Origin of the sequence: Siphonobacter sp. SORGH_AS_1065, assembly GCF_030818595.1 — a bacterium.
Taxonomy (GTDB): Bacteria; Bacteroidota; Bacteroidia; order Cytophagales; family Spirosomataceae; genus Siphonobacter.
This window is the reverse complement of sequence record NZ_JAUTAM010000006.1, coordinates 64,503-78,336: the sequence shown is the minus strand read 5'-3', so window position 1 is coordinate 78,336 and position 13,834 is coordinate 64,503. Positions and strand designations below refer to the sequence as shown.

General features: G+C 46.2%; 8 protein-coding genes. All 8 read left to right on the top strand.

Features of this window, described 5'->3' with window-relative positions:
* Positions 1 to 18 precede the first annotated feature (18 nt).
* Positions 19 to 1,866, top strand: coding sequence for a RagB/SusD family nutrient uptake outer membrane protein (locus tag QE390_RS21060; protein WP_307143705.1), 1,848 nt, complete (start codon positions 19 to 21; stop codon positions 1,864 to 1,866).
* Between the two features lie 11 nt (positions 1,867 to 1,877).
* Entirely contained in the window at positions 1,878 to 2,600 is a 723-nt protein-coding gene (locus QE390_RS21055; protein WP_307143704.1) for a DUF3823 domain-containing protein, read from the top strand.
* 1,440 nt (positions 2,601 to 4,040) lie between these two features.
* Positions 4,041 to 4,502: a GNAT family N-acetyltransferase gene (locus QE390_RS21050; RefSeq protein WP_307143703.1), complete on the top strand. Its 462-nt coding sequence runs from the start codon at positions 4,041 to 4,043 to the stop codon at positions 4,500 to 4,502.
* A gap of 260 nt (positions 4,503 to 4,762) precedes the next feature.
* Entirely contained in the window at positions 4,763 to 5,659 is an 897-nt protein-coding gene (gene bla, locus QE390_RS21045) for a class A beta-lactamase, subclass A2 (protein WP_307143702.1), read from the top strand.
* Between the two features lie 825 nt (positions 5,660 to 6,484).
* Complete coding sequence (locus QE390_RS21040) at positions 6,485 to 6,877, top strand: hypothetical protein (protein WP_307143701.1); 393 nt, start codon at positions 6,485 to 6,487, stop codon at positions 6,875 to 6,877.
* Positions 6,878 to 7,041: 164 nt separating this feature from the next.
* Complete coding sequence (locus QE390_RS21035; RefSeq protein ID WP_307143700.1) at positions 7,042 to 11,340, top strand: CusA/CzcA family heavy metal efflux RND transporter; 4,299 nt, start codon at positions 7,042 to 7,044, stop codon at positions 11,338 to 11,340.
* A 4-nt stretch (positions 11,341 to 11,344) separates the two neighbouring features.
* Positions 11,345 to 12,505: an efflux RND transporter periplasmic adaptor subunit gene (locus tag QE390_RS21030; protein WP_307143699.1), complete on the top strand. Its 1,161-nt coding sequence runs from the start codon at positions 11,345 to 11,347 to the stop codon at positions 12,503 to 12,505.
* Between the two features lie 955 nt (positions 12,506 to 13,460).
* A complete protein-coding gene (locus QE390_RS21025) occupies positions 13,461 to 13,799 on the top strand; it encodes an Imm51 family immunity protein (protein ID WP_307143698.1) in 339 nt (112 codons plus the stop codon).
* Positions 13,800 to 13,834: the final 35 nt, after the last annotated feature.

Sequence of the window (13,834 nt, the reverse complement as noted above, 5' to 3'; positions counted from 1 at the left end):
CTTTATTTACCTAAGATTATGAAAATCTCTCTTGGTTTGCTAGTGATGGCGTTTATGCTAGGCCTGGCAGGATGTACAACCGACCTGGATACAGAACCAACCAATATTTTACCTGAGGATGGGGTCTTTACCGACAAAGCCCTGGCTCAGTCGGTTCTGGCTAATTTTTATGCATCAGTTAATTACGGACAAACAAACAGTGATCATGGCAATTACCACCTACTGGACGAAGCTAATCTTTCGTATGGGCCAGCCACCACAACGGATGCTGAAAAAGTGATCCCTCGTGATTTCTTCCAGACGTATGATTATGGGCTGGTTCGACGAATGAATCAGTTCCTAATCGGAATCCGTTCGAGTGCAGCCCGTTCAGCCTTACTGGAAGCAGATCGAAGTGATCTGGAGGCTCAGTGTATTTTTTTAAGGGCCTGGTATCATTTCTGCATGGCTCGCTCTTTTGGGGGCATGCCTATCTTGGGCGATACCGTGTACACGTATCAGTCGGGTATCGACCCGGTTAAATTTCAGGTAGCACGCTCTACGGAAGCGGGAATCTATGATTACGTTATTGCTCAGTGCGATCTGGCTGCCTCTAAACTCACCTCTTCTAAAACCACCAATGGAAGTGTAGCCAATAAATGGGCTGCCTTGATGCTTAAAGCACGTGCTGCGGTATACGCAGGTTCCATTGCCAACTATGGTAATAAACTTACACCCAGCGTCAGAACGCAAAACTGGGAGGCAGGTATTCCCGCTGATCAGGCCAGTAAGTATTATAAGATAGCCCTCGAAACCGCCGAACAGGTTATCCAGCAGGGTCCTTATGTATTGCAGATTGATCCAACCAACCTGGGTGATTCTTTTTACAAAGCGACGAGCGTAAAATCAGGCAATACCGAAGTAATCTGGGCGATGGACCGTTTACGTCCGAATGTAGTAACGCAATTTACAAATTTTACAATGCCCTATTCTCACCGGGATTATACGGATGGTAACGCTCTGGGTGTAGTTTTGAATCTGGTGGAAGCCTTTGAAAATAAGGATGGTAGTGCCCCGCAAATCAAGACACGAAATGACGACGGGAGTTATGTATTCTACAATTCTGTTGAAGATCCTTTCACTAAAAAGGATGCCCGGCTCTGGGGAACGGTCATCTACCCCAATGCTCCTTATCGTCAGACACCTGTGATTCTTCAGGCGGGCCAACTTAACAAATCGGGTAATCAATACGTACTGCTAACTTCCTCCGTTGGAGGTAAAGATTCTCAGGGTAATCTGATCACATCTATTAATGGCCCGGTGGCTAATTCTGACAATTTTGTTAACAAAACCGGTTTCCTCGTTCGGAAATTTCTGGATGAAACCCCCAATGCAGGATTAAATCCAGGTTTCAGCGAGATGTGGTGGCCCCGCATCCGTATTGCCGAAGCCTATCTGATTGCCGCCGAAGCCGCTTTCGAATTGGGAGATAAAGCGAAGGCCGTTACGAACTTAAACGTTACTCGCCGTCGGGGCGGTATTCAACCCGTAACCGAGTCAACTATTACGTTCAACCACATTGTGAATGAATATCGGGTTGAATTCGCTTTTGAAGATCACCGGTATTGGGATTTAAAACGCTGGCGGTTAGCTCATACCATCTGGAATGGTACCCCCAATGATCCTACGGCTCAGATGTATTCGCTCTTCCCCTACAAAGTAGTGGCTCCGGGCGACGCGAATGATGGGAAGTGGGTATTTACCAAACAGGCTTCCTATAAAATGGCTCCCAATCCCCGTAATTTTCCTTTGATGAATTATTACGCGGCCATTCAGCCGAGCTGGCGAGCCAATAACCCTAAATTGGTGTATAACCCTCTACAATAAGCATTTATATCATGACTATATCATCCCTTTTCTATCGTCTGTTCCTCTTTCTGTCGGTGTCTTTGCTTATGGGCTGCAGCACAGAAATTGATAACTGGGACTATCCTACCTCCAGGGTTTCGGGCCAGTTTCTCTATAAAGGACAGCCCATGCAGTTGATGTCAACTGCCTCTGATGCCTACGGATCTAACATGCTTCAGCTTCACCAAACGGGTGAAGGCTGGATACAGGGTTTTATCAAGGTATTTGCCAAAGAAGATGGTAGTTATACGGTGAATGCTTTCGATGGCGATTACTTCCTTAACCTAACTCCGGGACGAGGTCCATGGGTACCTAATACAGATACGCTGCGGTTTTCCCTGAAAGGAGAAGAGAAGAATATAAACTTTGAAGTAACGCCTTACTTCTGGCTAAGCAACTATACCAGCAGCTATAAGGATTCGGTATTTACCGCCACCTTCAATGTTGAGCAAGTAGTCTCAACCGCGGCCATAGAAAAAGCGGTCATTCATTTGTGTACGACAGCTATTGTGGATAATACGTCTAAATCATTCGAGAGGTCATTTAGTAACGTAGTTCCAGGCACAAACACGATTACGCTGGATTTGAAAACCTTATCAACTTATGAGAAAACAAATCTTAAAAAAACAGGCTTTCTCTACGCTCGGGTGGGTGTAAAAACCAAAAATGTGTGGGACCTAATCTACTCTCCAACGGTACGATTAACTCCCTAAGATTAAAGGATAAGCGGGTGGGAAAACCAAGGGTATAACTCAACATTCATACCCGGATTTTTTAAGGTTTATCAGCCCCTGCTAGCCGCACTAGGAGCAGATGCCTAATAAATCGTTTCATTCATTAAATAAAGGTTAAAGGTTACAAACCTGCTGACACTTTTAGAGTCAGATGGTTTTAAATCATTTGCTTGGAACGAACTTACTTTAAGCAATAGGAAGACCTTACATCCCGATGCTGCTTAGCGTCGGGATGTTTTTGTTTCAAGCATCGCCCTCCTGATTAATGGTTGTAACGATAAGGAAATGAGCCATCTGGCAGCCTTTGAAAAGCTCAAATATTTTAGAGGTTATCTAAAAATAAGATTTAAATAAAAGTAAAAAAGCCTTTCCCTACTTCGGGAACCATTGGATGAAAGAGTTTATGCAACGATCTGTCATCGAGAGCGAAGGGGGGATTTACTTGGCCTCGTGCCCTAGGAGTCCCCGGATTTCATCCGGGGCTATCCGTGTTGAACCCCTCCGGGGTTCTTGGCGTAACTCTATTGTAACAATGTTAACCACAACCCCAGCGGGGTTGAATATGAATAGCCCCGGTCTGGATGCACCCAAGCTGGATAGCCCCGGATGAAATCCGGGGACTCCTGAGGCACGGTTGGTAGTTGAGGCCATTCTATACCCGAGGAATATTTATCCATCACCGTCTGTCATTCAGAGCGAAGCGAAGAACCTTATACCCTTTTCGAGTTTGTTGGGACATGCAAAAACTTGAGTAAGCCCACCCCATTCCATCCAAGGTAACTCTCTTGGTTCCAGATGACAAGTTGAGAGAGTTGGTTCATTCCCATCTATCCTCCAGAGCCATCCGAAGAATCTCACTCCAAGGTTTTCTAGTTATTGGGAATAGATAAGCGGTGGAAATGAGGAGGGTTATTTAGAATGCCAGTTTAGTCAGTCCATTAGAGCTAAGGTTGATCACTATTTATACGGACAATGAACTATGATTTCAATAGTTATGAGGGCAATACTTACACACATACCCTGTTCCAACGAGTATTGTATAAATATACTTATCGTATTATTGCTTAATGTATTACTTTTGTCAGGGAGGCTTAAGGGTAGGTGTAGGTCCTGTCTAGTCGTCCAACGTATGATCAGACCTGGTTTTTAACTTGATTTCCCGATATAATTGAGCCCTTTATAGCGGCTTCATCAGCGTTAGCGACTGATTCAAAACAAGTATGTAAAGTGTTCACACGCTCTCCATGCAAGCAATTATAAAAAATTTATTAGCGGATTATCGAATGTCTATTTTCTTTGAGAATAGACATTTTTGATTTAGAGACAATGCTTACTGGCAACCAGGCTTCATTACCTACTTTGGTGAAGAGACGGAAAAGCGAGAGGTCTATCAGTCGAAACACTACTAATCATCCTATTATGGTTATACGTACCTATCAATCAGCAGATTATGCTGGATGTATGAAGGCTTTTGAAAGCAATTGCCCGGCATTTTTTGCGGATCATGAAAAAGAGCTGTTTCAGCATTTCCTTCGCGAACTGGAGATCTCATCAATGAATTATTATGTGGTGGAACATGAAAATCAAATCATCGCCTGTGCCGGTTTTTATTTACCCTCCGAGGCAGATAAGGCTGCTGAACTGGTATGGGGCATGGTAACACGGGATTTTCAACGCGAGGGAGTTGGAAAGCAGCTGCTAGTTTACCGACTCCGTAAAATTCAGGAAATCAGGCCAGGCACATCGGTACTATTGGACACGACTCAGTTGAGTTTCCCATTTTTTGAGAAGGCTGGTTTTCGGACGCTAAAAATCTCTCCGAATTTTTATGCCCTTGGTCTTGACCGTTACGATATGATCCTCGAGCCCTATAACGTTTGAAGAAGCTTATAGACTTTCCAACAACTTGAAAGTCTAGCGAAATAGATCAGTAGTTGTTCGTTAATATACTTATCATTCAGATTATTATAACTGAATGACATCGTATTAAATAATTACAAGAAACTAAAATGGTTAGCTACGTAACAGGCTTCTAAAATCTCCAGTAACTTCATGCTCGTAAACTGCCTGGTATTTATGCAGGCAGCAAATCTGAATGTATGTATCTTTTTAATCAAGCCTATCTTCCTTTCATTACACCCATGAGAACCTTTCTCTTCTTGCTGAGTTTGCTGCTGACTACTTCATCACTTTATGCTCAGACTGAGTCCCTGCAAACTAAAATTGAACAACTCGTTAAAACCAAAAAAGCAACGGTAGGGGTCGGCATTTACGACTTTACCAGCCGAAAAACCTTGCTCATCCATGGATCTACGCATGTGCCTATGCAGAGTGTGTATAAGTTTCATGTAGCCTTAGCGGTTCTGAAAGAAGTAGATAAAGGACGCTTCCGACTGGATCAAAAGATGCACATTAAAAAAAGTGACCTGACTCCTGGACTGCATAGTCCGATGGGGGAAGACTATCCCAATGGCGACGTTGATTTACCCTTATCGAAGATTATCAGTTATATGATCTCCGAGAGTGATGGTAGTGCCTGCGATTACCTCTTTAAACTATTGGGTGGACCGGAGCAGGTAAATGCGTTCATTCATCAATTAGGGATTAAAGAGGTAGCGATCCGGGCGACGGAAGCAACCATGCAGGCTCAGGGAAACTGGGACGTCCAATACACCAACTGGACTACCCCGGCGGCGATGCTGGACTTACTCAAGCTGTTTTATCAGCAAAAAATTCTCTCGAAGAGTAGCCACGATTTCCTGTGGAAAGTAATGACGGAGACCGTAACTGGGGAGAATCGACTCAAAAAGCTATTACCAACCGGAACTCTGGTCATCCACAAGACGGGAACCTCGGGAACCAATAAAGACGGAATGATGGGAGCGGTCAACGATGTCGGTTTTATCGCTTTGCCTACTGATAAGCATCTGGCTATCTGTGTATTTGTAAACAACTCCACCGAAGGGATAGAAAAGAACGAACAAATCATTGCGGATATAGCCAAGCTGACGTATGATCACTTCGCCGGAAAGCACTAGTCGTATATCTATAGTGTTCTTCCACTGGTGCGAGATTCCATCTTGTACCAGTGGTGTTAAACGGAAAAGAATAGCTCTGGATGCAATCCGGGGTCAAGAGCAAGTGAATAAAATTTCCCAAGGCCCAATGCGTTACGCAAACGTAATAAGGTCCTTCGCTTTACTCCCCGCAATCGCTCGGCTCTAGCCGAGTGACTACCTAGCTCTAGGCCTCTGGCCGGTAGACGGCGAACCAGTAAGGGCTCAGCCAACAATGTTTCCCCAACCAAAACAGGCTTGTTAACATCGGCCAGAGGCCTACCAGACTACCTCGTCACTCGGCTAGAGCCGAGCGACTGCGAGGGGCTATTTTATGATCAGCCTCTGTCATTCAGAGCGAAGCGAAGAATCTTATGGTCTTTTTCGAGCTGGGTGGGTCATGCGGTAACTTGACTAAACCTGCCGTTCTCCCAAGCCACCCGCAGTCGCTCGGCTCTAGCCGAGTGACTACCTAGCTCTAGGCCTCTGGCTGGTAGACGGCGAACCAGTAGAGGATCAGCCAACAACTTTTCCCAACCAAAACAGGCTTGCGAACATCGGCCAGAGGCCTACCAGACTACAGCGTCACTCGGCTAGAGCCGAGCGACTGCGGGGGAACCCACTGATGCGAGATCCCCTCTCATTCCTACCCTAAGGCAGGTTCTACCTGCCGTTCTCCCAAACCTAACAGCTCTAGCAAAGCGAAGAATCACATTCCGATTCTAAAGGTTAGACCGCTTCTAGGATTCATAATTTAATATACTTTTATGTACGCTTCTTTTGAATTTACTCTACCTTTGGCTCGCCATGAGAAAAGTGATCGCCCTCTTTCTGAGCATATTAATGTTTATGGGCAGTTTGTTTCCACAAACTGACATAGAGGAGGTCTATAAAATTCCGGGCTTGCTTACTCATTTTCAGGAGCATAGGGCTAAGCTGCAACCAAATTTAAGTTTCTGGGGCTTTTTAAAAATGCATTACAGCCCAAGCTCGGAGCACGCGAAAACCCCACATCCTCACACGAAGATCCCCTTTTACAATCATGCCTCGGCTGGATTTTTGTTTGTGATTAGTGAATTCAAAGCTGCTCTTGAAAAGCCATTGATTACGTTTTTCTCCTGTAATCACCATTTCCAATATTTAAATGCGTACGCCTACCAAACGTACGTCTCGCTGTTACGCCCTCCTCAGCAATTCTAGTTCCTCTCACGGATTGATTACAGAACCTAGTTGCCCTTGCGGGTAACTCAATAGCTGTTGTCCTTTCGTATTCATCAGTCCCCTAAGCAGGCATCAAACTGATGGTGCCGGCATCATTCGGGGCTGATTCTTGATTCTATTTTCTGGAACTAACCAATGCTGACATGCTACAAGCGTTGATCGGATTCAGCATCCGAAACAAACTTGTCGTGGCTATTGGAGTCTTGGCCATTATGGCCTGGGGAGGTTATGCCTTGACGCAAATCCCCATTGACGCCAATCCCGACATCACTAATAATCAGGTACAAGTCGTTACCCAATCTTCCTCCCTGGCGGCTCAGGAGATGGAACAGTTTATTACGTTCCCCCTGGAAACCAGCCTTCGCAATATTCCGGGAGTTACGGAAATTCGCTCGGTTTCCCGATTTGGTCTTTCGGTCATTACCGTAGTTTTTGAAGATGACGTAGACCTGTTTCTGGCCCGACAACTAGTGAGTGAAAAACTCAAAGAGTCGGAGGCGGCCCTGCTTTCCGGAGGATCATCCCCACAAATGGCTCCCATTACTACCGGTTTAGGAGAAATTTACCAATACGTACTGCGGCCTGCCCCAGGTTATGAGGCCGAATATGACGCGACGCAGCTGAGAACTATTCAGGACTGGATAGTCAAGCGGCAGTTGGCGGGTGTTGCCGGAGTCGTTGAAGTAAGCAGCATGGGGGGATTTTTAAAGCAATACGAGGTAAGCGTAAACCCCGATCAATTGCGGGCACACGATATAACCATGGCGGAGCTTTTTACGGCCCTTTCCCTAAATAATGCCAACACCGGGGGCAGTTACATTGAAAAAGGTCCTGAAGCGTTCTTTATCCGTGGGGAGGGCATGGTTCATTCGGCGGAGGAAATAGGTCAGATTGTGATCAAGACCATCAATCAAACACCTCTTCTGGTGGCGGATGTGGCGAGTGTACGTATAGGTCATGCCGTTAGATATGGGGCCATGACTCAAAACGGTACGGGCGAAGTAGTAGGTGGTATCGTGATGATGCTTAAAGGGGCCAGTTCAGAAAAGACGATTAAGGGCGTGAAGGCCCGTATGGAAGAAGTTCGCAAGACGCTTCCCAAAGGGTTAGTGCTGGAACCTTTTCTGGATCGGACGGTGCTGATTAATAAGGCTATTCATACCGTAGCTAAAAACCTGATTGAAGGCGGTCTCATCGTGATTGTCGTGCTTCTGGTGTTGCTAGGTAACCTGCGTGCCGGATTAATTGTAGCCTCTGTCATACCACTTTGTATGCTTTTTGCCCTGGGGATGATGAACACCTTCGGCGTCTCGGCCAACCTGATGAGTCTCGGAGCCATTGACTTTGGCTTACTCGTGGACGGAGCGGTGATTATTATCGAAGGCATGATCTTCTATCTGGTCCATCACCAGGGGGTTTTGAAGGAACAGATGGATGACGTGGCTCAGCAATCCGCCGAACGGATGATGCAGTCGGCTCTCTTTGGCCAGCTCATCATTTTAATTGTCTATTTTCCCATCTTGTCTTTGACGGGTATTGAAGGCAAGATGTTTCGTCCGATGGCTCTGACCGTAGGTTTTGCGTTGCTGGGAGCCATGATTCTTTGCATTACCTATATTCCCATGATGGCCGCCGCTTTCTTGAAACCCGATACCAAAGAAAGTGCCTTTTCCGAGAAAATCATGCACGGTCTACATCGCCTATATGATCCGCTGATTCGTAAGGCTCTGCGTTTCCGGGCTGTCATTTTAGGTCTGTCGCTGGTATTGCTGGGCATTAGTGTCTGGGTATTTACCCGCATGGGAGGCGAGTTTATTCCTAATCTCGACGAAGGAGATCTGGCCATTAGCCTGACGCTGAAACCCGGAAGCTCGCTAAGTCAGACGGTTGAGACGACGACTAAAGTAGAGAAGATTCTTAAAACGTCTTTCCCGGAAGTAGAAACCGTTGTCTCTAAAATTGGAACGGCTGAAATTCCTACGGACCCTATGCCTATTGAAGCCGCCGATATTATGGTTCGACTGAAAGAACCCAATGAATGGGTCACTACCCACGACAAAGCCGTGTTGGTAGAAAAAATGAAAGCCGCTTTAGAAACATTACCTGGTTTGAATCTGGAATTTACCCAGCCCATTCAGTTGCGTTTTAACGAATTAATGACGGGTGTCAAGTCGGATGTGGCCATTAAAATTTACGGCGAGGATTTAGATACCCTGCATAACCGGGCTAATCAAATCGCCGGAATCATCCATAACATAGACGGGGTCAGTGATATCAAAGTAGAGGAGATTGTGGGATTACCCCAAATGCTGGTTTCTTACAATCGGGCACGACTGGCCCAGTACGGAGTTAATGTTTCTGCTCTAAATCAGGTGATTAAAACAGCTTTTGCGGGCGAAACGGCGGGCGTAGTGTTTGAAGGTGAGAAACGCTTCGATCTGGTAGTAAGACTTGATAGTTCACACCGTCAGGACATTACGGATATTCGACAAATCTACGTGGATCTACCCAACGGCAACCAGGTTCCGCTGGAAGAACTAGCCAGTGTCCGCTACAGTAATGCTCCCATGCAGATTTCAAGGGATAATGCCCGTCGCCGGATTACCATTGGAATGAACGTCAGGGGCCGGGATGTGGAGAGTCTGATCGGTGAAATTCAGCAGGTTCTCTCACAAAAGATAAAACTACCTCCCAATTATTCCATTACCTATGGAGGTCAGTTTGAAAACCTCGTGAAAGCAAAGTCCCGACTCATGGTAGCCGTGCCGGTCTCCCTATTACTCATTTTTGTCCTTCTGTTTTTTACCTTCGGTTCCGTTAGGCAGGCCTTGATGATTTATTCGGCCATTCCACTTTCGGCCATTGGGGGCATATGGGCTCTGGAACTTCGGGGACTACCCTTTAGCATCTCGGCAGGCGTGGGCTTTATTGCCTTATTTGGCATTGCCGTTTTGAATGGCATTGTTCTGATTAGTTACTTCAATCAGCTCAAGCAGGAGGGGCATTCCCAGTTGTTTAAACGGATTTTACTAGGCACTTCGGTACGTTTCAGACCCGTGGTAATGACAGCCGCCGTGGCTTCGCTGGGCTTTCTGCCCATGGCTCTCTCCACAACGGCGGGGGCCGAAGTACAGCGTCCGTTGGCTACGGTAGTGATTGGCGGACTGGTTTCTGCCACTTTACTAACGCTGGTAGTACTTCCCATTTTGTATAGCTACCTGGATCGTTCGGTGAAAGTCAGTAAAAAGGGCTCGGTGGTAATGAGTTTGCTCCTAGTAAGCCTCCTAAGCAGTTTCCCTGCTCAGGCTCAAAAACTTACCCTGGATCAGGCCTTAACTCAGGCCCTAGAACGTAATCAGCATCTGCAATCGGCTGGTGTTTCGATTCAGGTACAGGAAAAACTTCGGCGTTCGGCTTTTGACATTCCCAAAACCAGCCTGGATTACCAGCGGGGGCAAATTCAGGGGGCCAATCGCGATTATACCTTTAACGCGGTGCAGAGCTTTGCTTTACCGGGATTGTATCAGTCCCAACGCCGCTTTCAGGAAGCTCAGGTTGACCTGGCTCAGAAAAATTTTCGGGTTACGAAAAATGAATTAATGCGTCAGGTAAAGTTATCGTATTACCACCTGCTGGTTCTTTACGCCCGACAAGCGGTATTACAGCAACAGGATTCTGTGTTTACCAAAGCCGCCTTCGCAGCCAACGTGAGACTACGAACGGGCGAAAGTAATCGGCTTGAACAGATTACGGCCCAGGCTCGCCAGCGGGACATCAGGACTCAAATCCGGTCGCTGCAATCGCAGATTAAGATAGCCCGGCAGGCCTTAGGTATTTACCTTCAACAGCCCGAAGGCGTGGAGATTGATACGAGCCAATCGCTTCGCATTACGCCTAATCCAAAGCTATCCATTCTTGCAGAAAATAATCCCGAACTGCAATTCCTAGCTAGTCAGCAGCAATCGGAAGAACGCCGGATTAGCGTTGAGAAAAATCGCCTACTTCCTGATCTGCGACTCGGATACCTGAATCAGTCCTTTGAACGGAAAGGGGGCTTTCAGGCGGTGCAGGTTGGCATCTCGTTACCCATCGTTTCGGGCTGGTATACAAGTCGAATAGAGGCGGCCCGGCTCAGTGCCCAAGCTACCAGAATTGAGTATGAATATCAGGCTTCACGTCTGACGGGCCTCGCGTCGATTAATCAGCAGGAAGTCCTCCGCACCGCTCAGAATCTGGAATATTATACCGCTACGGCACTTCCGCAGGCCAACTTTATTCTTGCCAACGCAGAGAAAAGCTATATCGCCGGAGAGATTGAATACGTCGAGTTTGTGCAGGCGAGTTTGCAGGCCTGGCAAATCAAGGAAGAATACTTGAATCAGGTTGCAGCCTACAATCAAGCGGTTATTGAACTGGAGTCACTAGTACTCCCCATCGAATAAATTCATGAAGAAACTCCTTTTCCTGGGCTGGATAACCCTGTTAGGTTGCCAGTCCGAACATAAAAATTCAGAAAAACAGGACTCCTTGGTGAAACCTGATCGCACGGCTTCAGTCATCACAACAGCACTCATTCCAATACCCGTCGCGATGGTCAAACAAGCCGGTATTGAAACGGGAGTTGTCGATGAAATCAGCCTGGCGGAAACCATTCAGGCCAATGGCATTATTCAGGCTCCGCCTCAATACATAGCTACGATCAGTGCCCCTCTGGGTGGGTTTGTTAAGAAAATGAATCTCCTCCAGGGTAGTTTTGTTCGGCAAGGCCAGGCGGTTGTCGAACTGGAACACCCCGACTATATTAAGCTTCAGCAGGAATACCTTCAGGCTCTGAGCCGAATTGACTTTTTAGGCAAAGAATTAGAACGTCAGACAGAGCTTGAAAAAGAAAACGTCGGTGCCCGCCGGAAACTAGAGCAGTCTGACTCGGATTATAAAGCTACTCAGGCTCTGGTCACTTCTCTGGAGGCTCAGTTAAGGCTCTTAGGTATTAATCCCAAGTCTGTCCGACAAGGCTCCATCCTGAGTACCATTCAGCTCCGGGCTCCTTTCAGCGGATATGTGCAGGCGATAAACGTTAACATTGGCCGTCACGTGAATGCCAACGAAGCGTTGATGGAGATTGTCAATAAACAGCATCTACACGTGGCCTTGAACGTCTTCGAAAAGGATATTGCCAAAGTAAAAGAAGGCCAGCTCATTCACTTTGCTTTGACGCAGGGAAATACCGAAGAGCAAACGGCGAGGATAGAGCTAGTGGCTCAAACGTTTGATGGAGACACCAAAACCGTAAAAGTACAGGGCCATTTACTGGCCAACAGTGCGTCTATGGTGCCCGGTGCCTATGTAAGAGCCCAGATTGTAACGGATCAGAAGAAAGTCCCTGCTCTGCCGAATGAAGCCATCATTCGGGATGGTAGTAAAAGCTTTGTCTACCGTCTCGAAAAAAAGGATCAACAGTATTACTACTTTAAAAAGATTCCCGTGAAGATCGGGACTTCAGAAAAAGGGTATACCGAAATCATATTAGAAACGCCATCGCCCCTACCGCTGGTTAAAAAGGGTAGTTATTTTATCAGTGCCGAACTAGCAAAAGCGGAAGGATAATGAACGAAGAGCGGCCTTTTTGGAAGAAGGTCGCTCTTTGCTTACTTAAGTCTAGAATCAAGACTTCTGAAACTTTGAGGGATAACGGCAGGTTCCACCTGCCTTATTTTAGGAACGAGATGGAATCTCGCACCAGTGGGTCTTAGTTAGTTAAACCAAAATCCTTGAGTAAAGCGGCCTACATCACACGTTCGCAGTTTAACTCAAAATTTTGGTTTTGAAAGGGTATAGACGCGACTTCATGGCATTTGTCTCTCCCCGCTATGGCTGGTGTCTAAACAACCACGGCGTAACTGCGAGAAAATGAAAGCGGCAAATCCATAGACTTCAGGCCGACCGATGCCAGCTTTTTCGCTGGCATCATTCGTCTAACATCCAATTGTTGATACCCCCTCCCGCAATCGCTCAGCTCTAGCCGAGTGACTGCGGGAGCCAATTTCCCCCCCTGTCCTCTCGAACGAAAAGAGAGACCTTATGAGGAATGGGGCGGGGCTGGCTTAGTCAAGTTACCGCATGCCCTAAACAGCTCGAAAAAGATCATAAGGTTCTTCGCTTCGCTCTGAATGACAGACGCTGATGGATAAATATTTTTGAGGTATGGAATGGCCTCAACTACCAATCGTGCCCTAGGAGTCCCCGGATGAAATCCGGGGAATCAGTTACTTCCCAAGACCGAGCAAGGCAGCAAAAGGACAAAAGCTCCTTCGCTCTCGATAATAGATCGCTATTCAAACTGATTACATCTAATAGTCACCGAAGTCGGGAAAGTTTATTTCAATTTCTAGACAGTTTATTAGACTCTACGATTACTTATAAAAAACGGCAATTAATCTACTTATAGCCCTGATCTTTTAGAAGAATAGATTCGAAATTCATGAAATGTTAATTATTGAATCTTGACAAAAGTAACCCTATCATTGTTAATTGGCGTTTCATATCAAATGCATCAATACTTATGGAATTGACCACCTACGAACCTTTTAAAATTACTAGTGACTTTGGGATTAGAGCAGATATTGAATTGCTTCCCGCCCATATGGCCTTATTCGCCAGTTATGATTACGAACCCAATGGCTATTGTTGGGAAGATCATATTATTCAAATTCTGGAAAAAGTAAATCCAGCCTTGCTTAGCCACATTGACTTTGATCCAGAAGCGGGTGGTTTTTATGCCTATGCCGATTCAGAAGAAAAACAGTTAGAGTTTGTGAAGACCTTAAGTCCTATTTTTCAGGATTTAGAAACTTTAGAGCAATACATCAGCTCCGCCGACCGCGACAGAGTTGATGATTAATCCTAAAACAGTTCGTTGAAGACACCAGCCCTTAC

Coding starts and splice junctions, on each gene's coding strand:
- QE390_RS21055 (WP_307143704.1), top strand. CDS start 1,878: ATGACTATATCATCCCTTTTCTATCGTCTGTTCCTCTTTCTGTCGGTG.
- QE390_RS21030 (WP_307143699.1), top strand. CDS start 11,345: ATGAAGAAACTCCTTTTCCTGGGCTGGATAACCCTGTTAGGTTGCCAG.
- QE390_RS21035 (WP_307143700.1), top strand. CDS start 7,042: ATGCTACAAGCGTTGATCGGATTCAGCATCCGAAACAAACTTGTCGTG.
- QE390_RS21060 (WP_307143705.1), top strand. CDS start 19: ATGAAAATCTCTCTTGGTTTGCTAGTGATGGCGTTTATGCTAGGCCTG.
- QE390_RS21050 (WP_307143703.1), top strand. CDS start 4,041: ATGGTTATACGTACCTATCAATCAGCAGATTATGCTGGATGTATGAAG.
- QE390_RS21025 (WP_307143698.1), top strand. CDS start 13,461: ATGGAATTGACCACCTACGAACCTTTTAAAATTACTAGTGACTTTGGG.
- bla (WP_307143702.1), top strand. CDS start 4,763: ATGAGAACCTTTCTCTTCTTGCTGAGTTTGCTGCTGACTACTTCATCA.
- QE390_RS21040 (WP_307143701.1), top strand. CDS start 6,485: ATGAGAAAAGTGATCGCCCTCTTTCTGAGCATATTAATGTTTATGGGC.